The sequence below is a fragment of the Microbacterium awajiense genome, from assembly GCF_039536545.1.
Lineage (GTDB): Bacteria > Actinomycetota > Actinomycetes > Actinomycetales > Microbacteriaceae > Microbacterium > Microbacterium awajiense.
The window spans coordinates 696,431-722,861 of the sequence record NZ_BAAAYU010000005.1; the positions used below are offsets into that span (position 1 = coordinate 696,431).

The following is a 26,431-nucleotide window of genomic DNA, read 5'->3' on the forward strand; positions in this document are numbered from 1 at the left end:
AAGACGGCGTTAGCGTCGATGCATGCTCGACCTGGCGCGCGAACTGCTCCCGCTGGTGCGGGCGGGTACGTCCGTCGCCGCGGTGACGGTGACGCACGTCGCCCGCAGCGCCCCGCGCGGTGTGGGCGCGGCGATGGCTGTGACCGCGGATGCGACCGTGATCGGATCGATCTCGGGCGGGTGCGTCGAGAGTGACGCCGTCGCCCTGGCTCTGAGCTCCATCGCCGATGGACGCGCGCGCACCGCGCAGTTCGGGTTCACCGACGCCGACGCGCACGCCGCCGGGCTCGCCTGCGGCGGACACGTCGAGGTGATCGCACACGTCGTCGATGCGCGCGAGCCCCTCGTGCTCGAAGCGCTGACGAATGCGGCGGCCGACCGCCCAGCGACGCTCGCGGTCGTCGCGACGGGTCCGCACGCCGGGCGCTCGGTGCCCGTCGCGGCGCTGCGCGCCTCGGCGCCGCCGTCGGAGCGCGGGCTGCTCGACGACGCGGTCGCCACGCACGACAGTCGCATGCTGAGGTCGGCATACGACGGGGCTGATGTGCTCGTGCTCGCGCACGCGCCCCGCGCCCGGCTGATCATCCTGGGCGCGGGCGAACACGCCGCAGCGTTGTGCCGGGTGGGGGCGGCGTCGGGCTTCGCGGTCACCGTGTGCGATCCGTGGGAGACGCTCGTGACCGCCGAGCGGTTCCCCGCCGCCGACAGATTGGCGGTGTGCGCACCCGCAGAGTTCCTCGCATCGATCGATCCGGCCGAGGTCGACGCGCGGACGACGATCTGCGTGCTCACACACGACGAGCGGCTCGACGTGCCCGCGATCCGGCAGGCGCTGTCGATGCCGGTCGGGTTCGTCGGGGCGATGGGCGCGCGCCTCACCGTCGCGCGCCGTGCGGCGCTGCTGCACGAAGCGGGCGTCTCGGACGTCGACCTCGCCCGGCTGCACTCGCCCCTCGGCCTCGACCTGTCGGGGTCGTCGCCCGACGAGGCGGCCCTGTCGGTGCTCGCCGAGATCGTCGCATCCCGCCACGGCGGATCGGGCCGACCGCTGCGCGAGACGACCGGTCGGCTGCACCGAAACGATGTGCCCGTTCCCGCGCACGCCACTGCGGCGGCGGGCTGCGCCCTTCCCGAGCAGGCGCGGCCATGACCGTCTCCGCCGACTCCGTCCGTCTGTCGGATGCCGACCTCGCGCACCTGCAGCGCGCGGTCGAACTCGCGCAGGCCGCGCGCGCGGCGGGCAACCATCCGTTCGGCGCGATCGTCGTGACCGCCGACGGTCGCATCATCGAGGCGCGCAACACCGTGGTGACCGAGCACGACCCGACAGGGCACGCCGAGACCAACGTCGTGCGCGCTGCGGCAGCGGTGCTCGACGGCGGCGACCTCACGGCGTCCACGCTGTTCACGAGCACCGAACCCTGCGCGATGTGCACCGGCGCGATCTACTGGTCGGGCATCGAGCGGATCGTCTACGCACTCGGCGAGGACGAGCTGCGCCGCATCGTCGGCGCACAAGAGGGCGTGCCCACGATGGCGCTGCCCTGTCGCGAGGTGCTCGCCCATGGCGGGCGTCCCGTCGAGGTCGTCGGTCCGGTCGCGCTGCCCGAGGCCGCGCTCGTCCATGAAGGATTCTGGTCATGACGCGCACCATCGTCGAGGGCGGCTTCATCGCGACGGTCGACCCCGTCGGCTCCGAGCACGCCGGGGGCCACCTCGTGATCGACGACGGCGTCATCGTCGCCGTCGGCGCGGGCCCCGCCGCCGCGACGTGGCGTGAGGGCGCCGAGGTGATCGACGCCCGAGGATGCCTCGTGACGCCCGGTCTGGTCAACACGCACCACCATCTCTACCAGTGGCTCACACGCGGGTACGCGCAGGACGCGATCCTGTTCGACTGGCTGACCGCCCTGTACCCGCTGTGGTCACGGATCGACGCCGACCTGACCGGCATCGGCGCCGCCGGCGCCATGGCGGTGCTCGCCCGGTCAGGCTGCACCACGGTCGGCGACCACCACTACATCTTCCCCGCCGGCTCGGGCGACATCGTCGGGGCGATCGTCGATGCGGCATCCCGCGTGGGCGTGCGCCTGCACGCCACACGGGGGTCGATGGACCTCGGGGCCTCGCAGGGGGGCCTTCCCCCCGACTTCGCGGTCGAGACGACCGATGCCGCGCTGCGCGCATCGCAGGAAGCGGTCGAGCGCTACCACGATCCGTCGACGGGTTCGCTCGTGCACGTCGCGATCGCACCGTGCTCGCCGTTCTCGGTCACCGCCGATCTGCTGCGCGAGGCGGCGACGCTGGCCCGATCGCTCGAGGTGAGACTGCACACGCACGCTTCCGAGACCGTGGAGGAGGATGCCTACTGCCTGGAGCACTTCGGCATGTCTCCCACGGAGTACCTCGAGTCGCTCGGTTGGCTGGGGCCGGACGTGTGGATGGCCCACTGCGTGCACCTCGACGAGCCGTCGATCGCGAAGTACGCCGCGACGGGCACGGGCGTCGCCCACTGCCCGTCGTCGAACGCGCGGCTCGCCGCAGGCATCGCGCCGGTGCGCGACATGCTGGCCGCCGGCGTCCCGGTGGGCCTCGGTGTCGACGGCGCCGCCTCGAACGAATCGGGGCAGCTCGGCGTCGAGATCCGCGAGGCCGTGCTGATGAACCGTCTGCGCACGGGATCGGACTCGTTCAGCGTGCGACACGGCCTTCGGATCGGCACGATGGGCGGCGCGCGCGTGCTCGGCCGCGATGACGAGATCGGCTCGCTGGAGCCGGGCAAGCTCGCCGATGTCGCGGTGTGGCGCATCGACGGGGTGGAACACGCCGGCATTCTCGATCCGGTGTGCGCCCTCGGGCTCGGTTCGATGCCGCCGGTCGCGCGTCTGCTGGTCGGTGGCCGCACCGTCGTACAGGACGGGCAGCTCGTGACGGCCGAGGAGCCGATCCTCGCCGAGCAGGTGGCCGCGGCCTCTCGGGAACTCGCCTCGCGTCTGTGATCATGGACCTCACGACCGTCACTTCGTACCGCGTGGCCCGCGAGCGCGCCGATCTGCGCCTCGCCCCGGGTGAGACGGTTCTCGGCGGCGGCACGTGGCTCATGAGCGAGCCGCAGCCCGAGACGACCGGCCTGGTCGACCTCGCGGGCATGGGATGGACCGACCTCGAGGTGACCGCGGCGGGCCTGCGCATCGCCGCGACGTGCACGATCGCCGATCTGGTGGCGTTCGCACAGCGTCGCGGCTCGATCATGCCGCCCGACTACTGGCGGGCGGCGGAGATGTTCCCGGATGCCGCGAACGCCCTGCTCGCGTCGTTCAAGATCTGGAACCTCGCCACCGTCGGCGGCAACCTCTGCCGGTCGTTCGCGGCTGGTGCGATGATCTCGCTCGCGGTCGCCCTCGACGGCGTCGCCGAGGTCTGGACCGCCGACGGAGCCGAACGCCGGATGCCGGTCGCCGACCTGCCGACCGGTAACGGCACCAACGCGCTGCTGCCCGGCGAGGTGCTGCGCGCGGTCGAGCTTCCCGCCGCCGCGCTCAGCTCGCACGCCGTGCTCGAGAAGATCGCCCTCGCCGAACTCGGCCGGTCGGGCGCGGTCGTCACGGCGCGTCGCGGTGTCGACGGCTCGGCGGTGTTCGCCGTGACCGCCGCGACGCTCACCCCCCACGTGATGCGCTTCCCCGGGATGCCGGATGCCGCGCACCTGCGCGATCGTGTCGAGGCGGCCGATGACTTCTACACCGACCCGCTGGGCGCAGCCGACTGGCGACGCGGAGTCAGCGTCGTCCTCGCCGAGCGCGCACGACGTCGGCTGGAGGCGTCATGAGGTTCCGCGTCGACGGCACCGAGGTCGACGTCGAGCCGCGACCCGGCCAGTGCGCGCGCACGCTGCTGCGCGAGCAGGGCCGTACCGAGGTCAAGAAGGGATGCGACGCCGGGGATTGCGGCGCGTGCGCGGTGCTGCTCGACGGCACGCCCGTGCATTCGTGCATCCTGCCCGCCGCGCGTCTGGACGGCCGCGAGATCACCACCGCCGCTGGCCTCGCGCCGGGCGACGAGTTGCACCCGGTGCAGGAGGCGATCGCGAGTGGGTTCGGCTTCCAGTGCGGCTTCTGCACCGCCGGCATGACCGTCACCGCTTCCGCACTCACCGTCGACGACCTGCCCGACCTCGACCGCCGCATGAAGGGCAGCCTCTGCCGCTGCACCGGGTATCGGCCGATCCGCGAGGCGATCCGCGCGGCCACGCTCGGACCCGTGCGCGAGACCGGTGCGCGTGCCGATGCCGGCGCGGTCGGGGGTATAGGGACGTCGGTCGCCGCGCCGGCCGCCCGACGGATCGTGCAGGGTCGCGAGCCGTTCACCTTCGACGAACCGGTGCCCGGTGCACTCGTGCTGCGCGTGCTCGGATCACCGCATGCCCACGCGCGCATACTCTCGATCGACGTCGCCGCGGCGCGCGCCGTACCCGGCGTGGTCGCGGTGCTCACCCACCACGACGTGCCCGCGACCCGGTTCTCGACGGCGCGTCACGAGCACCGCACCGACGACCCGGACGACACGCGCATCCTCGACGACACCGTGCGCTTCGTCGGCCAGCGGGTGGCGGCGGTCGTCGCCGAGACGGCCGAGGCCGCGGACGCCGCCTGCCGGGCGATCGGCGTCGACTACGAAGTGCTGCCCGCCGTCTTCGACGCCGACGCCGCGCGTCGACCCGGTGCACCGGTGCTGCACCCCGAGCTGACGACCGACGACCGCGTCGCCGAGGCATCCCGCAACGTCATCGCCGAGCTGCACGAGGGCGTCGGCGGCGACATCGACGAGGCTCTGGCGGCGAGCGCGGTCACGGTGCACGGCACGTGGCAGACCTCACGGGTCTCGCACGCACAGCTCGAGACCCATGGCGCGGTCGGCTGGCTCGACGACGACGGCCGGATCGTGATCCGCTCGAGCACGCAGGTGCCGTTCCTCGTGCGCGACGAGGTGGCGCGTCTGCTCGACCGCGATCCCGCCACGGTGCGCGTGCACGTCGCGCGCGTCGGCGGCGGCTTCGGCGGCAAGCAGGAGCTGTTCAGCGAAGACCTCGTCGCGCTCGCCGTGCTGCGCACCGGCCGTCCCGTCGCCTTCGACTTCTCGCGCGTCGAGGAGTTCACCCGCACGTCGGTGCGTCATCCGATGCGCGTGGCCGTGACCCTGGGCGCGACCGACGAGGGCCGGCTGACCGCCATCAAGCTCGATGTGCTCAGCGACACGGGCGCGTACGGCAACCACGCCATCGGCGTGTTGATGCACGGCTGCGCCGAGTCGACGATCATCTACCGGTCGCCGGTGCGCCGGCTGGACGCCGAGGTCGTCTACACGAACACCGTGCCGTCGGGCGCGTTCCGCGGGTACGGACTCGGTCAGGTGATGCTCGGCATCGAGTCGGCGATGGACCTGCTCGCCCAGCGCCTCGACCTCGACCCGTTCGAGGTGCGCCGGCTCAACGCGGTGCGCGAAGGCGACCCGCTGCATCCCGACCCCGAGGAGGAGTACGAGGAAGACCTGGTGTGGGGCAGCTACGGCCTGGACCAGTGCCTCGACCTCGCCGAGGAGGCGCTGCGCCGCGGCAACGATGCGGTCCCGCCCGACGGGTGGCTCGTCGGCGAGGGCATGGCGATGGGGATGCTGGCGACGCTGGCACCGGGCGGTCACGTCTCTCACGCGACCGCGACACTGCGCGCAGACGGCGGGTACGTGGTGCACGTCGGCACAGCCGAGTTCGGCAACGGTGCCACGACCGTGCACCGTCAGATCGCGGCGACGGCGCTCGAGGCCGACTTCGCGAGCATCGACCTGCGCCACGCCGACACCGATCTCGTCGCCCACGACACGGGCGCGTTCGCGTCGACCGGCATCACGGTCGCGGGCAAGGCGGTGCACGCCGCGTGCCTGGCGCTGCGCGAGCGGATGCTCGAGATCGCGGCATCCGTCACCGGGTCGGATGCCGCAGCGGGCCGACTCGCTCCCGGCGGCGTCGACGTCGGCGGACGACTCGTGGGTTTCGCCGAGATCGTCGCGGCGGCGGGCGAGGACGAGCGCACCGCGGAGGGGCTCACCGCCGCGGGAGCGGAGTTCGGCGAGCGCCGCTCGCTGGCGTTCAACGTCCATGCGGTGCGCGTGGCCGTCGATCCCGAGACCGGATCGGTGCGCCTCCTGCAGTCGGTACAGGCTGCCGACGCCGGCACGGTCATGAACCCCGCGCAGTGCCGCGGGCAGATCGAGGGCGGCGTCGCGCAGGGCGTCGGCAGTGCTCTGTACGAGGAGGTGCTGATCGACGAGAGGGGCGCTGTGGTCAACCCGGTGTTCCGCCAGTACCGCGTACCGCAGTTCGCCGACATCCCCGACACCGAGGTGTATTTCGCCGAGACCGCCGACGACCTCGGACCGTACGGGGCGAAGTCGATGAGCGAAGCGCCGTACAACCCCGTCGCACCGGCGATCGGCAACGCGATCGCCCGCGCCCTCGGCGCGCGTCCGCATCACCAGCCGTTCACCCGCGAGCGTGTGTGGCGCCTCGCGAACGGCCACCCCGACCCGCACTGACCCCCCGGCATCCGTCACACCGTCGAAACACCGCGACGCACGCGCGGAAACGTGCGACCCCTAGCGTCTGTCAGATCAGAACGCACCAGAAGGGGGAGCCAATCCCGATGGCATCACACAGCAACCTTTCGCGGCGCGCCCGACTCGCCGCGGTCGCGGCGACCGCCGCCGCATCCCTGTTCGTCCTCGTCGGCTGTGCTTCCGGCGGCGACGAGCCCGCCGCATCAGGCGGTTCGGACGAATCGATGGACTTCGGCGAGATCAGCGTGCAGTACTCGTGGATCAAGAACGAGGAGTTCGCCGGAGAGTTCTACGCCTATGAGAACGGCTACTACGACGAGGCCGGATTCTCGGACGTCATCGGCATCGCCGGTCCCGACACCGGCGTGGCCAAGCTGCTTTCGGGCACGGTGCAGTTCGCGCTCAGCGACGCCGCGTCGGTGGGCGCAGCCGTCGCCGAGCAGGATGCTCCGCTGAAGATCATCGGCGCGACCTTCCAGAAGAACCCGTTCACGATCCTCTCGCTCGCTGACGGCGGCGACATCGCCACCCCCGAAGACCTCATCGGCAAGAAGATCGGCGTGCAGGATTCGAACGCCTCGGTGTTCGCGGCGCTGCTCGCGGCGAACGACATCGATCCGAGTGAGGTCGAGATCGTGCCGGTCGACTTCGACCCGACCCCGCTCATGAACGGCGAGGTGGACGGCTTCATGGCGTATCTGACGAATGAGGCGATCACGGTCGAGTTCGCCGGCTACGAAGTGACCAACCTCGCCTACGCCGAGAACGGCCTGCCGTACGTCGCCGAGACCTTCACGGTCACCGACCAGTACCTGGCTGAGAACCCCGACCTCGTGAAGGCGTTCCTGATCGCCGAGATCAAGGGCTGGACCGAGACGTTCATGCAGCCGATCGACGACACGGTCACCCTCGTCACCGACTACTACAACGAGTCGGCGGCGGCGGGCGACCTCACGTTCGGCGAGCTCGATCCCGCGAAGGTGGCCGCCGGCCTCGAGGCGCAGGCGCTGCTCATCTCGACCGACGAGACCGAGGCCAATGGCCTGTTCACCATCTCGGACGACCTGAAGGAGCAGACCCTCGCGTCGCTGGCGGCGTCCGGGTGGGAGCTCACCGCCGATCAGCTGTTCGACACGACGATCATCGACGAGATCTACACCGAGTTCCCCGACCTGCTGGCGTACCAGCCCTAACAGGGATCATGTCGGTTCCGACCAACGTGGATGCCGGTGCCCAGACGGGCACCGGCATCCAGATCACGGGAGTCTCGAAGTCGTTCCCGCTGCGCGGCGGCCGTTCGCTGCTCGCGCTGCAGGACACCGACCTCCACACCGAGAAGGGCTCGTTCCTGGCCCTTCTCGGTCCCTCGGGCTGCGGCAAGTCCACGATCCTGCGGATCCTGGCCGCACTCGAGCATCCGTCCAGCGGCACCGCGCTCGTCGACGGCGAATCGCCCGACCAGCTGCGGTCCAACAGCGAGCTGGGCATCGCATTCCAGGATCACGCGCTGCTGGCGTGGCGCAGTGTGCGCAAGAACATCGAGCTGCCCTTCGAGGTGGCCGGCAAGCCCGTCGACAAGGACTACGTCGACGAGCTGATCGCGCTCGTGGGCCTCAAGGACTTCGCGAACGCGAAGCCCGCACAGCTGTCGGGCGGCATGCGCCAGCGCGCCTCGATCGCCCGCGCACTCGTCCTCAAACCCTCGGTGCTGCTGCTGGACGAGCCGTTCGGCGCGCTCGACGACATGACGCGACAGAATCTGAACCTCGAGCTGCTGCGCATCTGGACCGAGAAGCCCGCCACCACGCTGCTGGTGACCCACGGCATCAGCGAGGCGATCTTCCTCGCAGACCGCGTGGCCGTGATGTCTCCGCGACCGGGCCGCGTCAAAGAGATCATCGAGATCGACCTGCCGCGTCCGCGCACGCCCGACCTGATGCGCACGCCCGAGTTCCACGCATACGTCGACCAGGCGTCGGAGCTGCTGTTCGGCTCGGACGGTCGGGCGGAGGCGGAGGCGTAGTGCGCACCTTCCGGATGCCGACCTGGGCGGCGGGCCTGATCGGGGCCGCCGCGCTGATCCTGGCGTGGTGGCTGTTCTCGCTCACGGCGTTCCAGCTCGAGGCGGGCACCAGCTTCACCCCGGTGCCCTCGCCCTGGGCGGTGTTCGAGTGGCTCTTCCTCGACGGCAACATCGCCGGCGCGTGGAGTGTGTTCCAGCCGACGATCACCGCCGCCGGGATCGGATACCTGTGGGGCAACGGCATCGCGCTGATCCTCGCGGCCTTCGTGCTGGTGTTCCCGAAGACCGAGACGGTCGTCACCCAGATCGCGGTGGTCAGCTACTGCCTGCCGATCGTCGCCGTCGGCGGCATCTCGGTCGTCGTGCTCGGCGGTGCGAAGAACCCCGGTGACCCGTCGGCGACCGCGATCTTCCTGGCCGCCCTCGTCTGCGTCTTCACCACGGTCGTCGGATCGATCCTCGGCTTCACGTCGGCCGACAAGTCGTCGCTCGACGTCGTGCGCGTCTTCGGCGGCGGCACGTGGACGCAGCTGCGCAAAGTGCGGCTGATCGCCGCGCTGCCGGCGATCCTCACCGCTCTGCAGATCGCCGTGCCGACCGCGTTCCTGGGCGCCGTCCTCGGCGAGTATCTCGGCGCGATCACCGCCGGCGTCGGCCCCACGCTCATCCGCCTGCAGGGCCAGCTCGACGCGGCCGGCGTCTGGTCGGTGTTCCTGCTGTGCGCGGTGTTCGCCCTGGTCGCCTACAGCCTGGTCGGACTCGTCGTGAAGCTCGTCACGCCGTGGGTGGCCGGGAGGCCGTCATGACCGAGAAGCTGGTCGACACCCAGAATCCGCCGACGCCGCAGACGGCGCAGCTCGTGCTGAAGGCCGATCCGGTCGCGCAGGCGCAGCAGCGCACCGACCGTCGCCGCGCCCTGACCCGCACGATCGGCCGATCGCTGGGCAACGCCGCGATCACGTTCGCGGTGGTGCTGCTGCTGTGGCAGGCGATCGTGAGCTTCAGCGGCATCTCGCCCTTCGTCGCGAAGGGACCGGTCGACGTCTGGAATTACCTCGTCACCGATCCGGATGCCGCGGAGCATCGCGCGGCACTCATGCCTCTGGTGTGGCAGACACTGATCGACTCGGGCATCGGTTTCGTGTTCGGCATGCTCACCGCGATCGTCCTCGCCGTGCTGTTCAGCCTGTCGAAGGCGGTCGAGGCCGGCGTCATGCCCCTCGTGCTGCTGCTGCGCACCATCCCGCTCGTGTCGATCGCCCCGGTGATCATCCTCATCACCGGACGCGGCACCGTGGCATCCGTCGCCGTCATCGGCACGATCGTCGTGCTGTTCCCGGCGCTCGCGAGCATTCTGTTCGGCCTGAGCCGGGCGAGCCCGCAGAGCATCGACGTGGTGCACGTGTTCGGCGGTGGCCGGTTCACGGCGCTGCGCAAGGTGAACATCCCGGGCGCCGGTCCGTCGCTGTTCGCCGCGGCGCGCGTGTCGGTTCCGGGAGCGGTGACCGGAGCCCTGCTCGCCGAATGGCTGTCCACCGGTCAGGGCATCGGCGGGGCGATCCTCAAGTTCAACGCCCAAGCGCAGTTCACCCAGCTGTGGGCGTCGATCGCGCTGATCACGCTCATCACGCTGCTGCTCTACAACATCGTGCAGATCGTCGAGAACATCGTGCTCGTGCGGATGGGCATGGCGCCCTCGCAGCGCTGACGCGGTCAGGCGCGGTCGTAGGCGGCGCGCAGCAGCGCCTCGAGTTCCGCGTCGACCTCTGCGACGGATGCCACCCGCACGCGGTGCGTGCACATGCCCGACGTCTGCTCGACCCGGCCGTCGGCGGGCGCGTCGCCGAGGTTGAGGCCGACGTCGATGCGGGTGCGACTGGCCGGCGTGAGCACGGCGAACTGCTTCGACCGCCGCAACGAGACACTGGTCTTCTTCGGTGCGACCTCGACGTCGCCGCCCAGACTCTGCGCGACCTCCACGAGCCGGTCGTACACCGGGCGCATCTCGGCCTTGCCGCCGGCGTACTGCTCGGCCACGAGGTCGGCGGGTGCGGCATCCGTCGACGACGCCGCAGCTGCGGCATGCACGAGGGCGTTCGCGTTGCCGTGAGTGAGACCGTGCTCGGACTTGAGCCACGCGACGAGCTGGCCGTGCCGCATCCCTTGCGCACGCTGGGCCTCGACGCGGGCGTACCACTCGTCGAGCGGCGTTGCGGTCGCCTCGGCGATGTTGCGCAGCTGCGATGTTCGGGCCTGTTCGACGTCCATGACTTCAGGATGCCGCGCCGCGCCCCGCCCTGCCTTGTACGGAATTCACCCGCCGCCGTCGAGGAACCGCGGGTCGTCGTAGCGCGATCGTACGAGCGCGTCGCGGTACTCGCGCGGCGTGAGCCCGACGAGCTGCCGGAACGAGCGGATGAAGTGCGACTGGTCGACGAACGGACTGTCGGCGATGAGCGCGGTCCATGAGGGCACTTCGCCCTCGGTCGGGATCGCCCGCACCACCGCATCCACCGCCGACAGCCGCGCCAGGTGCGACGGCGTCGAGCCGGTGACACGGCGGAAGCGCGCGATCAGCGTCTTGTGGGTCACGCCGGCCTCGTCGGCGAGCGAGGCGATCGACCGCGCGGGGTCGGCCCGCAGCGCGTCGGTCGCGACCCGAACCGTGCGCACCTCGGGGGTCTCGGGTACGAGGTGGGCGCGCAGGACCTCGACCACGGTGCGTGCCGCCTCACCCGGATCGGCAGCGGATGCCGCAACGCCGGCCAGGTCGTCGCCGAGAGCGCCCCGCACCGTGCCGACCGTGTCGGTGGGGTCGAGGCCGAGCCGCGCGGGCCCGTAAGCGGGCAACCGCACCGCGACGTGTCGCAGGACGGGGGGATTGTCGAACCGCACCACCGCCCGGCGCAGCCCGGTTCGGAAGACGCCTGGAGTGGGCCACGAGCCGGACTCGTCGTGCACGCGGTACGGCTCGGCCAGATTGACGATGATCTCGGTCGCCGGCATCGGCAGCACCTGCTCCGACGCGTGCGCGCGGGGCATGTCGAGCGCCCACACCTCGGTCACCGCGCCCGTCAGGTCGGGCGGCAGCGGAATCGGCTCGGGCAGCACGCCCCCAGGCTAGGCCCGCCCGCGATCGCAGACCCCACGAGGCTCGGAGAATCGCATCAACCTCGGGTCGGAAAGCGTTCTTCGTACCGCGGTTCGCGTGGATCTCCGAAGTCGGTGGCCTCGACGATCGCCTGACGTCAGGCCGCGCGGCGATCGGCGGCCAGCTGCAGCACGGTTTCGGCGAGCGCCTGGATGCCGCGGGCCACGTCGGCGCCCGACACGGCTTCGTCGGGGTGGTGGCTGATGCCGTCGGGGTTGCGCAGGAACAGCATCCCGACGCCCGTGACAGCGCCGATCGCCATGCCGTCGTGACCGGCCCTGCTGAAGATCACGGCCGGGTCGTCGGCGGACTCCCTCAGCGGGTCGAGGGTCGACCGGATGCCGGTGCGCACCGCGTCCTGCAGCAGCGGCTCGCAGAACACGGCCGGCGCGCTGTGCACCTCGCGGGCCCGCCACCGCAGGCCCCGCCGGCCCATGATCGCGTCGAGGTCGCGCTCGATCTGTTGCCAGACGCGGTCGCGCTCACCGTCGAACTCGCCGCGCAGGTCGAGCGACAGGTGCGCCTCGCCGGGCACGACGTTGACCGCGCCGGGATAGGCCTCGAGCTGGCCGACCGTGCCGATGATGTGGTGCTCGGCCCGGCAGATCCGCTCGACCGCCAGCGCCGCCTCGGACGCCCCCAGCAGCGCGTCGCGCCGCATGTCGTACGGGGTGCCGCCGGCATGCGCCGCCTCGCCCTCGACGATGAGCTGGAACCGCCGCGCCGACGCGATCGACGAGACCACCGCGAGCGCCTCGCCGCGGCGGTCGAGCTCGGGTCCCTGCTCGATGTGGGCCTCGAGGTAGCCGACGAGCTCTTCGGGCCGCCGGGCGGCCTCGCCGATGCGGCCGGTGTCGAGTCCGAACTCGCGTGCGGCCTCGCGCAGGGTCGTGCCCGACTCGTCCTCGAGGTCCCACCAGTCGTCGTGCCACGTGCCGGCGACCGCGGACGAGCCGAGCAGGGCCTTGCCGAAGCGGGTGCCCTCTTCGTCCGAGAACGCGATCACCTCGATCGCGAACGGCAGATCGACGCCGGATGCCTCACCCGCGGCATCCGGCCGTCTCAGCAGCCGCACCACCTCGAGCGCCATGAGCACGCCGACGATGCCGTCGAAGCGGCCCGCGTCGGGGACGGTGTCGAGGTGCGAGCCGATCATGAGGGCGGGGCCGTCGCGGTCGATCGAGCCCGCCGGGGTGAGCCGCTCGATGCGGCCGACCTGGTTGCCGGCGGCATCCTGGTGCGTCGCCATGCCGACCTCGCGCATCCATTCGGCGGCGAGGCGGTTGACGCGCGCGTGCTCGGCCGAGAGGTATACGCGCTCGATCGCACCGGGGGTCGCCGTGACGCGGGCCAGTTCGTCGCAGCGTGCCATGACGCGGCGCGCCGCGGCGGCGATGCGTTCGCCGTCGACCGAGAGCAGAGCGGATGTCACACCGAGGCCCCCCGGTACACGTCCGCCGCCGCCTCGACGCCCGCACCCGCCGGCACCGCGGCCCCGAAGCGCCGCAGCACGGCCTCGAGGGCGGCGAGCGTGGTGAGCACCGCGTCTTCACGGGCGTTGTAGCCCATGGTTCCGATGCGCCACACGCGGCCGTGGAGCGGCCCGAACGAGGTGCCGATCTCGATGCCGAAGTCGTCGAGCATGGCAGCGCGGGCCTCGTCGCCCGGCACGCCGTCGGGGATCTCGACCGCGACCACGTTGGTCATCTTGTGCGCGACGTCGCCGAAGACCACGAGGCCGAGCGCCTCGACCCCGGCGAGCATCGCCGCGCCCGCCACCCGATGCCGCTCGATGACGGTCTCGCGGCCTTCGAGCAGAATCAGCCGTGCACACTCGCGGGCGGCGTAGAGCATCGAGGTCGCCTCGGTGTGGTGGTTCAGCCGTCGCGGTCCCCAGTAGTCGAGGATCATGCCGAGGTCGAAGTAGTTCGACCGCACGAAGTCCGACGCCGACGGGTCGCCGGGCTCGCGGATGCCGGCCTCGATCTTCTTGCGCGCCTGCACGACCTCGACGGCGCGGTCGCTGAGCGTGATCGGCGCCGATCCCGAGGGTCCGCCGAGGCACTTCTGAAGGCCGGCGGTCGCGGCATCCAGCCCCCAGGCATCCGCTTCGAAGGGATTGCCGCCCAGCGATGCGGTCGCGTCGGAGTAGAACAGCACGCCGTGGCGGTCGCAGATCGCCCCGATCTCGTCGAGCGGCTGGTTCATCGTCGTCGAGGTGTCGCCCTGCACCAGGCCCAGCAAGGCAGGCTTCACCCGCGCGATCGCCTCTTCGATGGCCGAGACGGGGAAGACCTGCCCCCACTCCACCTCGATGGTGTGCACGTCGGCCATCGCGCGCTCGGCGATCTCGGCGAGCAGGTGCCCGAACCGGCCGAAGACGGGCACGAGCACGCGGTCGCCGGGTCGGATGAGCGAGATCATCGCCGCCTCGATGCCCGCCCGACTCGTGCCGTCGACGAGCAGCGTCGCGTCGTTGCGGGTGCCCCACACGCCGCGGTACAGCTCTTGCGTCTCGGTCATCGTGGCCGTCATGAAGGGGTCGTACTGACCGACGAGCGGCGCCGACATGGCACGCAGCACGCTGGGGTACGCCGAGATCGGGCCGGGGCCCATCAGCAGTCGCGGTGGCGGCTCGATCGGTCCGGGCAGCGGGGTCACGGGGTCTGTGGTGCTCACGGGGCCTCCCTCGGATCGACGAGCCGGGCGAGCCGGCGTCCGGCGCGCACGAGCGAGATGTCGGCACCGGATCGCCCGATGAGGCACACGCCGACCGGTGCGGGCCCCAGTTGAGACTCGACCGTCAGCAGCGGCACCGAGAGGGCGGGCAGCCCGCCGACCGCAGCGGGGGTGGTCATGCGCAGGGTGGCCTGCCGCACCGCGTCGACGCGCTCACCCCCGTGCGTGCGCATGGGCGCGGGCCCGGGCACGGTCGGCAGCAGCAGCGTCGCGCCCGCGACGAGGTGCTGCATACGTTCGCGCAGCGGTTCCAGCTCGGATCGAGCGGATGCCTCCTGCTCGGCCGTCACGGCCGAGGCGATCCGGAAGCGTTCGGCCACTGCGGGGCCGACGGCACCGGGGTGGTCACGCAGCCACTCGCCGTTGTTGCGCCACGCCTCGGCGCCCTGCACGACACGGAACGGCTCGAGGAATTCGTCGAGGTCGCCGATCGACACGCGCGCGAGCGAGGGCGGATCGTCGGATGCCGCAAGCCGCACGAGCAGCGCATCGAAAGCGTCGCGCGTCTCGGGCTCGACGGCGTCGAGCACCTCCTGCGGGATGAGGAACCGCCACGGCAGGTCGCTGCCCGACGCGCCGTAGACGCTCTCGGTCGAGTCCGACCCGTCGAAGCTGAGGCACCAGTCGACGACCGCTTGCAGCGTCTCGCCGCCGCGGGTGAGCCAGCCGATCGTGTCGAACGACTGGGCCAGTGGCAGCATCCCCTGCCTGGGGACGAGCCCGTGCGTGGTGCGCAGGCCCCACAGGCCCTGGTACGACGCGGGCACACGGACGGACCCTGCGGTGTCGGTGGCGAGCCCGATCTCGGCCTGCCCGGTCGCGACCGCCGACGCGGGTCCGCTCGACGAGCCTCCGGGCAGCGCGCCGGGAAGCGCCCCGTTCGGCGGGGTGCCGTAGTGCACGTTGTCGCCGGCGATCGAGTAGGCGAACTCGTCGGTGCGCGCGATGCCCCGCAGCGATGCGCCACCGAGCAGCAGATCGCTGACCGCGGCCGCGCTGGTGGTTTCGGGGCGCGCCCAGTCGAGGAACTTCGGGTTGCCGGCGCCGATGCGGTATCCCTTGATCGCGAAGAGGTCCTTGACCGCGACGGTGAGCCCCGCGAGCGGTCCCTCCCAGGCGCCCTGCCAGAGCGGGTCGCCGACGGTGCGCCAGATCGCGCGGTCGAGGGCCTGCGCGCGCGGTGTCACGTGTGCGGCGGTGATGCGCCACGCCCCGTCGGTGCCGCGCTGCCACAGCTGCGTCTGCAGGCCGGTTCCGCCGTCGAGGTACCGCGAGACCGAGACGAGCAGTGCGGCGCCTGCTGCCAGCGGCCGGTATTCGATCCGTTCGATCTCGCGCGCGGCGACGCCGCCGCGCACGCCGCGGAAGGCGCTGATGGCGTCGTGGCCGATCAGCAGACCGGCGGCATCCCCCCGCATCGTGTCGGGGCCGGGGGCGAACATCGCGTCGAGAGTGTCGAGGTCGTTGGCCAGGATCGCGCGCTCGTAGTCCTCGAACGCGGTGAACAGGTCGGAGGGCACGGCGTCGGCGCCGACGATCTCATCGGTCACGGTCCACCCCCGTGAAGTCGCTCTCGCGGATGCGGGCGTGCACACCGCACGTGATGTCGACCACCTGCGAGATGTCGAAGTCGGTCGCGGCCGACAGGTAGGCGTAGGCGAGGTGCTCGTCCATGCCGTAGCGGGCATGAAGCAAACTCAGTGCCGCTCGCACGCATTTGCGCATCGCCTCGTTCAGGTCGGGATCGAGGCCGGTCGGCACGAGATACTCGTCGGTCCGCACCAGCGGCCCGACGATCTCGCCGAACTCGGCGAGCGCCTCGGCGCGCGGCACGACCTCGAACCGCAGGGTCGCGCGGAGCGAGGCCTCGAGCGCCGTGAGCGCGACCTCGCCGTCGCCTTGGGCGAAGTGCGGATCGCCGACGTAGGCGAGGGCACCGGCCACCTGCACCGGAAGGTAGAGCACGGCGCCTTCGGTCAGCAGGTTGATGTCGATGTTGCCGCCGTGCGCGCCGGGCGGCACCGAGTGCGGCCGCTGGTCGCCGCGGACGGCGACACCCATCGTGCCGAGGAAGGGCGCGAGCGGGAACTCGACCGGGCGGGGTCCGCCCTCGGTGAGCGGCAGCACGCCCCGGGGGCCGGCGGCGCGGTCTTCGACGGGCGTGAAGACGCTGACGTTCTCGGGTCCGCGGGGCAGCTCGCCCACGAGGGCGCCCTTGCCGTGCCGGTTCGAGATCACGCCGTACGGCACCCGCGGTTCGAGCTGCACGACGGTGATCTTCAGCAGGTCGCCGGGCGCGGCATCCGCCACCCGGATCGGACCCGTCACGACGTGCGGTCCGTCGGATGCGGGGTCGCGCGAGAGCTCGGCGGCGATCTCGATCGCGTCGGTGAGCACGTCGGATGCCGCGACTCCGTGCCCGCCGAAGTAGGCCGCCGGGTCCTTGCCCTGGTCTTCGAGGATGCCTTCGTGGCTGACGGTGTCGATCGTGACGGTCTCGCCGGGCGCGATCTCGAGCACGGCCGGATCGGCCTCGCACGGCAGGCGGCCCCACATCACGGTCGCCGGGGTGGCGGCCAGGTAGTGGTCGCCGGCGATCTCGCCCTGCCCGGGCTGAAGAACCTGGAACGTGCGCACCATGGAGCCATCCAACCGCATCGACGTTTCGCGTGGGTGTCGCCCGTCGATCCGTGTGGGCCGGGCCGCCCGAGGCCGGGGCTGCCACGAGCACGGGGTGCGAGGGGCGCGCGCCGCGTGCCCAACTCCTGATTATCCGGCGGATCCGGGCGGGAAACCCCCGAATCGGGGCGATTGCCGCCCGGATTGCAGGAGTTGGGCACGGCGTGTCTGCGCGAACAACATGCCCGATGACATCGACGGGCCGCGGTGGGATGCCTGAGCCGGAGGCCCTGGCTAGGATGCCCGGCATGGCCATCACGTTCGTGCGGGGGCCGAGTGGCACCCTCGTGATGCTCGCGCATGACCTCGCGAAGTCGACGGCGAGATTCGGCGCCACACCACCATCGTCACCGGCGACGGGCTGACCCGATGCCGGAGTCGTGGGCGACGTACCGCCGGTCGATCGGCGACCGGTCGCCGCTGTTCGCCGCCATCGCCGCCGCGTGGCCCTGCGACCGAGCGCTGTATCCGGGCAGCTACCTCGACCTCTCGCCGTCGGCGGCCATCCGCTCGGTCACATACGTCGACACCGATCGCCGCGCGGCCCGCTTCTTCGGCGACCGCGCTCGCGTGGACGCCGAACTCGCCGAGGCGGGAGTGGATGCCGCCGCACGAGAGGTGCGATTCCTGCACGCCGACTACACCGACGAACTGCCGGTCGATGAGGCCTCCGTCGACCTGTTGATCTCGCTGTTCGCGGGACCGGTCTCGGACCACTGCCGTCGCTACCTCCGACCCGGCGGGATGCTGCTGGCCAACACCAGTCACGGCGACGCGAGTCTCGCGGCGCTCCACCCCGACTGGATGCTCGTCGCGGCCGTCCACCACCGCGACGGCCGCTATCGCCTCGACACTTCCGATCTCGACCGCTGCCTCGTGCCGAAGAAGCCTGCCGACGCCGACCCCGGGCTCATCCGCGAGCGCGGCCGCGGGGTGGCGTACACGCGCAGCGCGTTCGCGTACGTGTTCCGGCTGACCGAATCCGCCGGCACCTCCGATCGAATCGGTCCGGGATGATCGGGTGAGCGCCCGCTACCGCGATGAAGCTCGATGGTGAAGGAGGACCCGTGATCGGCACGCTCAACCGGGTCGTCGAGCACATCGACGATCACCTCACCGACGACATCGACATCGCCGCGCTCGCCACCGGGCTCGGCACGACCGAGTACCACGTGCGCCGCATGTTCTCGTCGCTGGCGGGAATGCCGCTGTCGGAGTACATCCGGCGCCGCCGCATGACGGTCGCCGCCGCCGACCTGCTCGGCGACGACGGGATGCTCGACATCGCGGTGCGGTACGGCTACGGCTCGACCGAGGCGTTCACGCGGGCGTTCCGCGCGGTGCACGGCGTCGGTCCGTCCGACGTGCGGCGCACCGGGGGTCCCCTTCGATCGCAACCACAGCTCAGGTTCCGCCTGACCGTCGAAGGGAACACCCCCATGGACACCCGTCTCACCGACCGACCCGCCTTCCGCCTCGTCGGCCACTCGACCCGTGTGCCGCTGGTTCACCGAGGTGCGAATCCGCACATCCAGGCGTTCATCGCCGGACTGCCGGCACCCGAGCATGAGCGTCTGAAGGCGCTCAGTAGCGCCGAGCCCGCCGGACTGCTGCAGGTCAGCGCCGACGTCGACCCCGACTACACCGAGGGCACCGACCTCATCTACCTGCACGGCGTCGCGATCGGCGCCGACACCGCAGCACCCGACGACCTCGACGTGATCGAGGTGCCGGCCGGGCAGTGGGCCGTGTTCCGGGTCACCGGCGCGTACCCGGATGCTCTGCAGGATGCCTGGGCCGCGACGGCGACCGACTGGTTTCCGTCGAATCCGTGGCGGCTGCGTCCGGGCCCGTCGATCGTGGCAGTGCTCGACCGAGCTGCCGACTTCCGCACCGCGACCTGCGAGCTGTGGCTGCCGGTCGAGCGCGGCTGAGACCCGGTCGACCGGGCGTCACCGCCGAACGGACCGAGCCGACTCGACCAGCGCTTCGAGCGTGACCAGTCGCGCGGCCCGGTCGCCGGTGATCTCGGCGACCCGCACGTCGTCGCCCACGAGGTCGGGATCGTCGATGAGGTCGAGAAGGGCGCGATCGGCGGCATCCCGCAGCTCGAGGTCTTCGTCGTCGCCGACGACGATCCCGTCGTCGTCCACGAGCGGCAGCACGACGAGCAGGTCGACCTGCGAGAGCGCCCGCTGCGCGACCTCGTCGGCCCGAGGAACGCTCTCGTCGGGGTGCTCCGCACGGCCCAGCTCGTGCAGCGCATGCAGGTAGGCGAGGAAGTCGAGCGGGCCGCGTTCGGCGATGAGGTCACCGTCGAATTCGTCCGAGAGCAGCCGATCGGCGGCGAGCCGCAACTGCGCGGCGAACAGGCCCGCTGTGGGCTGATCCCACGATTCGTCGAGCAGTTCGAACGGATCGGGCAGCACCGTGAACGACGGATGCCGCGCGACGAAGTCCGCGATCAGCGTGCTCTTGCCGCTGGCGTGGGTTCCCGACACCACGATCCGCATCGAAGACCCCCTCAGCCCAGGAACCTCGCCGGGTCGAACTCGTCGATCGGGATGATGCGGGTGCGCGGCAGCGGGGCGTCGAACACGCGCGCGTCGTACTCGAGATCGAACTTCTCGAGCCCGGGGATCGCCGTGAAGCCGCTGTTGCGGAACTCGGTGAACGCGACGACTCCGACGCGGCGATCGGCGCCGACCAGCGCCGTGATGTCGTCGATGAAGTCGCCGTCGTGGCTGACGAGCAGCACGTCGGCCGGGCGGTCGACCAGGGCCTGGAGGGTGCGCTGCACCGCGATGTCGACGACCTTCTCGTCGGGCGCCCCCGACAGCGGCACCACGACGTAGTCCATGGCCTTGAGCGCCTGGACGAACGACATCGGGATGCCGCTGGTGGCGTTGAGGAAGAACACCCCGCGTGCGGGCTGATCCCAGACGCGTGAGGCGAACGAGACCAGTCGGTCCCAGCGTGGGCGCTCGTCGGGCTGCGGCCGTCGATTCAGGATCGATGTGCCGAGGGTGGCGTCGATGTTCTCGCCGTCGACCAGCACCCAGGTCGCGCGCGATGCGGCATCCGTCACATGAGCCCCCTGCCTCGAACCGGCTAGACCGAAGCCTAGTGCCGGCGCTCGTCCCACCGCGCCTCTGCCGGGTTGACAGCGGACACGACGGGACTTATCGTTTTTCGATAACAACGAATAACGATAAGGAGGATGCTCATGACGAAGCAGGGTACCGAACGGGTGATGTCGAAGGCCGATGCGGTGTCGATGATTCTGTTCATGCTCGCGGGCGCCGCGATCGCGGTCGTCACCGTCGTCGCGGCGGTCATGCGGATCGTCGAGGTGCTGCCCGGCCGCGACGTGCGGGTGTTCGCCGAGTTCGCGGGCACGGTGGCGCAGGCGCCGATCGGACCCGACGGCGAGGCCGCGCCGGTCGAGCTCGACACAGGCTGGGTGATCGCGCCGGAGCTGCCGGCGGCATCGGTCGGCGCGATCGTCATCCAGCAGATCATCCTCGCGGGCGCGGTCATCACGGTGGTGACGTGTCTGCTGCTGGTGACGAACAGCATCCTGCGGGGCCGGATGTTCAGCCGCACGAACACGCGGCTGGTCACGGTGGCGGGCTTCGTCGCCATCGTCGGCTACGCGGCCATGCCGTTCTTCGGCAACATGGGCGCGAACGGCGCCTTCGTGCGCATCTCGGACGGCACGTTCGACAACGTGATCATGGCGGTCGACCTCTACCCGCTGATCCTCCTCGCCTTCCTGGCCGCACTCGGCAGCCTCACCTTCACGGTGGGTGAGCGCATCCGCCGCGACACGGAGGGGCTGGTATGACACCTCCGGACGAGGACGGCCCCAGCGGCATCCACTGCCGTCTCGACGAGCTGCTCGCCGCGCGCGGGATGACCGTCACGCGGCTGTCCGAGCTGGTCGGGGTCTCGGTCGTCAACCTGTCGGTGCTCAAGAACGACCGGGCCCGGGCCATCCGCTACTCCACTCTGTCGGCGATCTGCGACGCGCTCGACTGCGAGGTCGGCGACCTGCTCGTGAGGGCGGGCACCGACGGGGCGGATCGATGACCGACGACGACGCGGTCGCCGAGACCGAGCGCCTGGTGCTGCGCCGGTGGCGGGTGGCGGACGCCGCTGTGCAGCGCACGTTGTGGGCCGAACGCGATCCGCGCACCCCCGCCCACCGGCGGCTGTCCTCCGACGGCCATCCGACTCTCGAGGAGCTCGAGGACCGCATCCGCCACGAGTCCCCCGGCGCCACGGTCGCACTGCTCGCGGCCGTCCGGCGCACGGACGGCGCGGTCGTCGGCTACGCCGGGCTCATCCGGAACGACCACGGTGAGCCGGACGAGCCCGAGATCGCCTACGAATTCCTGCGTGCGGAGTGGGGGCGGGGCCTGGCCACCGAGGCGTGCGGCGCCGTCGTCGACTGGGCGCGGCGCACGCGCCACCGCCGCCTCTGGGCCACAGTGCGTGAGTGGAACACCGCCTCTCGCCGCGTACTCGACAAAGTGGGGTTCGCCGAGACGACCCGCGTCGACCGCGATGCCGCGCACGGCGACACCCTGTACTACCGTCTCGACCTCTGACCTTCGCTGTCCGCGGTGCCTGCGACGATCCAGGCGACGGATGCGGCGGAGGAGGCGGGATGCGGGGCGAGGCGACCGTGCTGCACGCCGACCTCGACGCCTTCTACGCCTCGGTCGAGCAGCGGGACGAACCCGCCCTGCGCGGACGTCCGGTGATCGTCGGCGGTGGAGTGGTGCTCGCTGCGAGCTACGAGGCGAAGGCGCGGGGCGTGCGCACCGCGATGGGCGGCCGGCTGGCGAGAGAGCTGTGCCCCGACGCGATCGTCGTGCCGCCGCGCATGGACGCCTACTCGGCGGCGAGCAGAGCCGTGTTCGCAGTCTTCCGCGACACGACGCCGCTCGTGGAGGGCATCTCGATCGACGAGGCGTTCCTCGAGGTGGGCGGTCTGCGCCGGCTCGTCGGCACGCCCGAGCAGGTCGCGGTGCGACTGCGCGAGCGCGTGCGTACCGAGGTCGGGCTGCCGATCTCGGTCGGCGTCGCGCGCACCAAGTTCCTCGCCAAGGTCGCGAGCGCGGTGAGCAAGCCCGATGGACTGCTGGTGGTCGAGCCCGACGGCGAGCAGGCGTTCCTGCTGCCGCTGCCGGTCGAACGGCTCTGGGGGGTGGGGGCCGCGACCGCCGAGAAGCTGCACGGTCTCGGCATCCGCACGGTGGGTCAGCTGGCCGAGCTCGAAGAGGCGACCGCCGAGCGGCTGCTGGGCCGGGCGGCGGGTGCGCATCTTCACGCGCTGGCGCGCCTGCGCGACCCGAGACCGGTGGATGCCACGAAGCGGCGCGGATCGATCGGCTCGCAGCGCGCGCTCGGCACCCGCCCGCGCACGCCCGACGAGCTCGACCTGTTCCTCACCCAGATCGTCGACCGGCTCGGCCGACGCCTGCGCGAGGGTGGACGCGTGTGCCGCACGGTCGTGCTGCGCCCGCGGTTCGGCGACTTCACGAAGGCGACGCGGTCGCGGTCGCTGCGATCGCCGACCGACCGCACCGCTCTGCTGCTCGGCATCGCCCGCGGTCTGCTCGCCGTCGCGCAGCCCGAGATCGAGCAGCGCGGCATCACCCTCATCGGCGTCTCGTTCTCGCAGCTCGCCCGGGCCGACAGCATCCCGCCCGAGCTGCCCATCGACTGGGACGACGGCATGAGGCTCGACTCGGTGCTCGATGCCGTGCGCGACCGCTTCGGCGCGGCATCCGTCGGGCGCGCGACGCAGCTCGGACGCGATCCGGGGTGGTCGACGCCGGTGCTGCCAGAGCACGAGTGAGTCGCCTTCCGGTCTAGCGCGGGATCGGCGTCGGCCCCTTGACGAATTGGTAACCGATACGTTACCAATGGTGTGTGGATGTCTTCACCGCGCTCGCCGACCCGGTGCGCCGTGCGCTCGTGCGGCGGCTCGCGGCCGGGCCGGCGCGCGTGGCCGACCTCGCGGCCGAGCATCCGATCAGCCGACCGGCGATCAGCCGCCATCTGCGCCTGCTCGGCGAGGGCGGCCTGGTGGTGGCGACCGAGGTCGGACGCGAGCGGCACTACGCGCTCGACCACGACGGTCTGCGCCCGGTTCGCGCGCTGCTCACCGAGCTCGCCGGTGAGCCGCGCGTCGACCCGACGCGCCTCGATGCGCTCGAACTCGAGGTGAAGCGCACGGTGCGCGAACGACGCGAGACGCCCCCGATCCGCCGAGAGGAGACCGCATGACCCCCACTGCCACGGCGACCGGCCGACGCGAGGTGCGCGACGGCGCCGTCTACATCGTGTTCGAGCGCACCTTCCGCGCGCCGAGAGACGACGTGTGGGCGGCCGTCACCGAACCCCACCGTCTGGAACGCTGGATCGGCACATGGTCGGGCGACCCGACCACCGGGTCGGTCGAGTTCCGCATGACAGCCGAAGATCCGGATGCCGCGCCCGAGACCCACCGGATTCTGCTGTGCGATCCGCCTCGCCGATTGGTCACCGAGTCGACCTCGCCGGACGATGACACGACGTGGCGCATCGAACTCGACCTCACTGAGGAGCGGGGCGTCACCACCTTCCGATTCGCGCAGCGCATGGAAGACGCGGTTCCGGCCGAGACGGTCGGGCCGGGATGGGACTACTACCTCGATCGCCTTGTCGTCGCCCACGGCGGCGGCGACGCCGCCATGGTCGAGTGGGACGCCTACTACCCGGCGTTGTCGAACCACTACGCGGAGATGTTCGGCCGGTAGGGTCCGGCATGCGGCGGCGAGCGCGCGTCCCACCGTGCGCTACTGCACCGAGACGCCCTGCTCGACCGCGGCGCGGGGGTGCGGGCGACTGATGAGGAACCCCTGCGCGCGATCGCAGCCCAACTCGGCCGCGGTCTCGAGATGCTGTTGTGTCTCGATGCCCTCGGCGACGACGCGCAGGCCGCGCTCGTGCGCGACCTCGACGCTCTCGCGCAGCGCGCCGAGACGATCGGGATCGGTGCTGCGCACGAGCGGACCCGCGAGCTTGACCTCGGTCAACGGCAGGTTCTCGAGACGCTCGAGCGACGCGTAGCCGGCGCCGAACTCGTCGAGCGAGATGCCGACGCCGATCTCGCGCAGCACCCGCAACCGCGGCACGACCGCGGAGGCATCCAGCAACGGCAGCTTCTCGGTGATCTCGAGCGTGAGGGATGCCGGGGCGAGGCCGCGTCGGCGGAACTCGTCGAACACGTAGCGCGCGAACGCCTCGTCGACCAGCTGCAGCGGCGAGACGTTGACGGCGAGCTCCCAATCACGACCGTTCGCGCGCCAGCTCTCGAGGAGGTCCAGGCAGTCGTCGAGCATGAAGCGGCCGAGCTCGTGGATGACGCCCGTGTTCTCGGCCAGGTCGACCATCGTGGCCGGGTCGATCTCGCCCATCGACGGGTGATGCCACCGGCACAGCGCCTCGACGGCTTCGACGTCGCCGGTCTTCAGCGAGATCTGCGGTTGATACGCGGCTTCGATCTGGCCGTCACGCAGGGCGGTCGCCAGGTCGGCCGCAAGGTCTTCTGTGTCGGGCATCCCTCAAGTGAGCCGGAAGGGACGATCCGGTGCAAGGGGAGCGCACCCGAACAGGGTCACCCGCTATGATGCGGGGCTTCGGCCGTTCGGCCGCGATGACGTAACCCGTTGCATCCCCAGTCCGACGCCGGTATGGTCACGCGCAACCGCAGACCCGGAGAAGCGCACAGCGCTGAGATCCGCCCCGCCGGGGACGCTCCGTCGGCCCGAGGGAGACATCGTGTCCACCACCTCGATCAGCAATGCGGCGCGCGAGCGAACCTTCGCCGTCGTCGACCCGCGCACGGGAACCGAGATCTCACGACGACCGGCGTTCACCGACGCCGACGTCGTCGCAGCGATCGATCGTGCTCACTCCGCGTATCGCTCGTGGCGTGACACCGACATCGCGGACCGCGCGGAGGTGCTGCATCGGATCGCCGACCTGCAGGCTGCGAACGCGCGCGAACTGCGACGACTGCTGATCCACGAGATGGGCGCACCGCCCGAGAGCATCGGGTGGGACTTCGACTTCGACGTGTCGATGTACCGCTGGTACGCCGACCACGGTGCGGAGCTGCTGGCGGACGAGCCGATCGACGTTGCCGACGGCCGAGGCATGGTGGTCAAGCGGCCGCTCGGCGTGATCCTCGGCATCATCCCGTGGAACGCGCACGTGATGCTCACAACCCGGTTCGCTGCGCCCAACCTCATCGTCGGGAACACCGTGCTGGTCAAGCCGCCGCCGCAGTGCCCCGAGAGTGCGGCCCTGATGGAGCAGCTCGTGCACGCGGCGGGGGTGCCCGAGGGCGTCTACACCGCGCTGTACTCGACGCACGAACAGACCGAGATGATCATCGCCGATCCGCGCGTGCACGCGGTCTCGTTCACCGGTTCCGCTGCGGGCGGCGCCGCGGTGGCCGAGATCGCCGGGAGACATCTCACGCGGGTGTCCCTCGAACTGGGCGGCTCCGACCCCTTCGTCGTGCTGTCGACCGACGACCTCGCCGGCACGGTCGCGGACGCGGTCGACCTGCGGCTGCTGGTGGGCGGACAGGCCTGCATCTGCGCGAAGAGGTTCATCCTGATGGACGATCTCTACGACGAGTTCGTCCGCCTCTACCTCGAGCAGGTCAGGATCGCCGGCACACCCGACCCGTCGGTGCCGGATGATGCGACGTGGACGCTGTCGTCCGACCTGGCCGCCGAGCGCCTTCAGGATCAGGTCGATCGCGCTGTCGCCCAGGGCGCGACGCTCGTCGGCGGCGAACGCGCGGGCAACATCTTCGCTCCGGGACTGCTCGTCGACGTCCCCGACGACGCCGACGTGCACAGTGAGGAGCTCTTCGGCCCCATCGCCATCGCGTACCGTGTGCACGACGATGACGAGGCGGTCGAGATCGCCAACGGCTCGCCATACGGCCTGGGCGCCTATGTCTACGCGAGCGAGCCCGGGCGTGCGGAGGCTGTGGCCGAGCGGATCGACTCGGGGATGTGCTTCATCAACCGTGGGCCCGACCTCGACGCCGCTGTCTGCTTCGGCGGCGTCAAGGCGTCCGGCTTCGGGCGCGCGCACGGCCGATGGGGTGCGGAGGAGTTCCTGAATCACCGCTTCGTGAGGACGCGGTAGCCGCC

27 protein-coding genes are annotated in these 26,431 nt (G+C 71.2%); 18 read left to right on the forward strand and 9 right to left on the reverse strand.

What is annotated here, in order from left to right:
* Window positions 1-22 precede the first annotated feature (22 nt).
* From ABD663_RS09940 to ABD663_RS09980, 9 genes are all read left to right on the forward strand, one after another.
* Window positions 23-1,150, forward strand: a complete 1,128-nt coding sequence (locus ABD663_RS09940; RefSeq protein WP_344738021.1) for an XdhC family protein — start codon at window positions 23-25, stop codon at window positions 1,148-1,150.
* Window positions 1,147-1,644 carry a nucleoside deaminase gene (locus ABD663_RS09945; protein WP_344738023.1) on the forward strand — a complete coding sequence of 166 codons (498 nt, stop codon included), beginning with the start codon at window positions 1,147-1,149 and terminating at the stop codon, window positions 1,642-1,644. The genes ABD663_RS09940 and ABD663_RS09945 overlap by 4 nt, the downstream gene beginning before the upstream one ends.
* Window positions 1,641-2,999, forward strand: coding sequence for an 8-oxoguanine deaminase (locus ABD663_RS09950; RefSeq protein ID WP_344738025.1), 1,359 nt, complete (start codon window positions 1,641-1,643; stop codon window positions 2,997-2,999). Before ABD663_RS09945 ends, ABD663_RS09950 begins: the two co-directional genes overlap by 4 nt.
* A gap of 2 nt (window positions 3,000-3,001) precedes the next feature.
* Window positions 3,002-3,829: an FAD binding domain-containing protein gene (locus ABD663_RS09955; protein ID WP_344738027.1), complete on the forward strand. Its 828-nt coding sequence runs from the start codon at window positions 3,002-3,004 to the stop codon at window positions 3,827-3,829.
* Window positions 3,826-6,588 (forward strand): molybdopterin-dependent oxidoreductase, encoded by a 2,763-nt coding sequence (locus ABD663_RS09960; RefSeq protein ID WP_344738029.1) that lies wholly within the window; start codon window positions 3,826-3,828, stop codon window positions 6,586-6,588. The genes ABD663_RS09955 and ABD663_RS09960 overlap by 4 nt, the downstream gene beginning before the upstream one ends.
* A gap of 107 nt (window positions 6,589-6,695) precedes the next feature.
* On the forward strand, window positions 6,696-7,802 hold the full coding sequence (locus tag ABD663_RS09965; protein ID WP_344738031.1) for an ABC transporter substrate-binding protein: 1,107 nt from the start codon (window positions 6,696-6,698) through the stop codon (window positions 7,800-7,802).
* Window positions 7,803-7,810: 8 nt separating this feature from the next.
* Complete coding sequence (locus tag ABD663_RS09970; RefSeq protein ID WP_344738033.1) at window positions 7,811-8,632, forward strand: ABC transporter ATP-binding protein; 822 nt, start codon at window positions 7,811-7,813, stop codon at window positions 8,630-8,632.
* On the forward strand, window positions 8,632-9,438 hold the full coding sequence (locus ABD663_RS09975) for an ABC transporter permease (RefSeq protein WP_344738035.1): 807 nt from the start codon (window positions 8,632-8,634) through the stop codon (window positions 9,436-9,438). The genes ABD663_RS09970 and ABD663_RS09975 overlap by 1 nt, the downstream gene beginning before the upstream one ends.
* A complete protein-coding gene (locus ABD663_RS09980; protein ID WP_344738037.1) occupies window positions 9,435-10,340 on the forward strand; it encodes an ABC transporter permease in 906 nt (301 codons plus the stop codon). The genes ABD663_RS09975 and ABD663_RS09980 overlap by 4 nt, the downstream gene beginning before the upstream one ends.
* A 5-nt stretch (window positions 10,341-10,345) precedes the next feature.
* On the opposite strand, the gene ABD663_RS09985 is transcribed toward ABD663_RS09980, so the two are convergent.
* From ABD663_RS09985 to ABD663_RS10010, 6 genes are all read right to left on the reverse strand, one after another.
* Window positions 10,346-10,900 (reverse strand): DUF5655 domain-containing protein, encoded by a 555-nt coding sequence (locus ABD663_RS09985; RefSeq protein ID WP_344738039.1) that lies wholly within the window; start codon window positions 10,898-10,900, stop codon window positions 10,346-10,348.
* Between the two features lie 45 nt (window positions 10,901-10,945).
* Entirely contained in the window at window positions 10,946-11,743 is a 798-nt protein-coding gene (locus ABD663_RS09990; protein ID WP_344738041.1) for an AraC family transcriptional regulator, read from the reverse strand.
* 137 nt (window positions 11,744-11,880) lie between these two features.
* On the reverse strand, window positions 11,881-13,155 hold the full coding sequence (locus ABD663_RS09995) for a Zn-dependent hydrolase (protein WP_425561793.1): 1,275 nt from the start codon (window positions 13,153-13,155) through the stop codon (window positions 11,881-11,883).
* A gap of 56 nt (window positions 13,156-13,211) precedes the next feature.
* Window positions 13,212-14,399 carry a pyridoxal-phosphate-dependent aminotransferase family protein gene (locus tag ABD663_RS10000; RefSeq protein WP_344740209.1) on the reverse strand — a complete coding sequence of 396 codons (1,188 nt, stop codon included), beginning with the start codon at window positions 14,397-14,399 and terminating at the stop codon, window positions 13,212-13,214.
* Between the two features lie 59 nt (window positions 14,400-14,458).
* On the reverse strand, window positions 14,459-16,072 hold the full coding sequence (locus ABD663_RS10005; RefSeq protein ID WP_344738045.1) for an AtzH-like domain-containing protein: 1,614 nt from the start codon (window positions 16,070-16,072) through the stop codon (window positions 14,459-14,461).
* A complete protein-coding gene (locus tag ABD663_RS10010) occupies window positions 16,062-17,162 on the reverse strand; it encodes an acetamidase/formamidase family protein (RefSeq protein WP_344738047.1) in 1,101 nt (366 codons plus the stop codon). Before ABD663_RS10010 ends, ABD663_RS10005 begins: the two co-directional genes overlap by 11 nt.
* Before the next feature lie 408 nt (window positions 17,163-17,570).
* Between ABD663_RS10010 and ABD663_RS10015 the strand changes: the two genes are divergently transcribed.
* Both ABD663_RS10015 and ABD663_RS10020 read left to right on the forward strand, forming a co-directional pair.
* A complete protein-coding gene (locus ABD663_RS10015; protein WP_344738050.1) occupies window positions 17,571-18,218 on the forward strand; it encodes a class I SAM-dependent methyltransferase in 648 nt (215 codons plus the stop codon).
* A gap of 50 nt (window positions 18,219-18,268) precedes the next feature.
* Complete coding sequence (locus tag ABD663_RS10020; protein WP_344738052.1) at window positions 18,269-19,135, forward strand: AraC family transcriptional regulator; 867 nt, start codon at window positions 18,269-18,271, stop codon at window positions 19,133-19,135.
* 18 nt (window positions 19,136-19,153) lie between these two features.
* Here ABD663_RS10020 and ABD663_RS10025 read toward each other — a convergent pair whose 3' ends face one another.
* Entirely contained in the window at window positions 19,154-19,714 is a 561-nt protein-coding gene (locus tag ABD663_RS10025) for a DEAD/DEAH box helicase family protein (RefSeq protein ID WP_344738054.1), read from the reverse strand.
* A gap of 11 nt (window positions 19,715-19,725) precedes the next feature.
* Window positions 19,726-20,289, reverse strand: coding sequence for an NYN domain-containing protein (locus ABD663_RS10030; protein WP_344738056.1), 564 nt, complete (start codon window positions 20,287-20,289; stop codon window positions 19,726-19,728).
* A 138-nt stretch (window positions 20,290-20,427) separates the two neighbouring features.
* Here ABD663_RS10030 and ABD663_RS10035 point away from each other — a divergent pair, with 138 nt between their 5' ends.
* The 6 genes from ABD663_RS10035 (at window position 20,428) to ABD663_RS10060 (ending at window position 24,013) form a co-directional block, all read left to right on the forward strand.
* A complete protein-coding gene (locus tag ABD663_RS10035; protein ID WP_344738058.1) occupies window positions 20,428-21,048 on the forward strand; it encodes a hypothetical protein in 621 nt (206 codons plus the stop codon).
* Window positions 21,045-21,293: a helix-turn-helix domain-containing protein gene (locus tag ABD663_RS10040; RefSeq protein WP_344738060.1), complete on the forward strand. Its 249-nt coding sequence runs from the start codon at window positions 21,045-21,047 to the stop codon at window positions 21,291-21,293. The genes ABD663_RS10035 and ABD663_RS10040 overlap by 4 nt, the downstream gene beginning before the upstream one ends.
* Window positions 21,290-21,814, forward strand: coding sequence for a GNAT family N-acetyltransferase (locus ABD663_RS10045; RefSeq protein WP_344738062.1), 525 nt, complete (start codon window positions 21,290-21,292; stop codon window positions 21,812-21,814). Before ABD663_RS10040 ends, ABD663_RS10045 begins: the two co-directional genes overlap by 4 nt.
* A 59-nt stretch (window positions 21,815-21,873) precedes the next feature.
* A complete protein-coding gene (gene dinB, locus ABD663_RS10050; protein ID WP_344738064.1) occupies window positions 21,874-23,070 on the forward strand; it encodes a DNA polymerase IV in 1,197 nt (398 codons plus the stop codon).
* A 74-nt stretch (window positions 23,071-23,144) separates the two neighbouring features.
* On the forward strand, window positions 23,145-23,501 hold the full coding sequence (locus ABD663_RS10055) for an ArsR/SmtB family transcription factor (RefSeq protein ID WP_344738066.1): 357 nt from the start codon (window positions 23,145-23,147) through the stop codon (window positions 23,499-23,501).
* Window positions 23,498-24,013, forward strand: coding sequence for an SRPBCC domain-containing protein (locus ABD663_RS10060; protein ID WP_344738068.1), 516 nt, complete (start codon window positions 23,498-23,500; stop codon window positions 24,011-24,013). Before ABD663_RS10055 ends, ABD663_RS10060 begins: the two co-directional genes overlap by 4 nt.
* A gap of 39 nt (window positions 24,014-24,052) precedes the next feature.
* Here the strand turns inward: ABD663_RS10060 and ABD663_RS10065 are convergent, their stop codons facing one another.
* The gene (locus ABD663_RS10065) at window positions 24,053-24,817 is read right to left on the reverse strand and encodes an EAL domain-containing protein (RefSeq protein ID WP_344738070.1); all 765 of its coding nucleotides are present in this window, start codon (window positions 24,815-24,817) and stop codon (window positions 24,053-24,055) included.
* Between the two features lie 220 nt (window positions 24,818-25,037).
* On the opposite strand from ABD663_RS10065, the gene ABD663_RS10070 reads away from it, so the two are divergent.
* Window positions 25,038-26,426, forward strand: a complete 1,389-nt coding sequence (locus ABD663_RS10070) for an aldehyde dehydrogenase family protein (RefSeq protein WP_344738072.1) — start codon at window positions 25,038-25,040, stop codon at window positions 26,424-26,426.
* Window positions 26,427-26,431 lie beyond the last annotated feature (5 nt).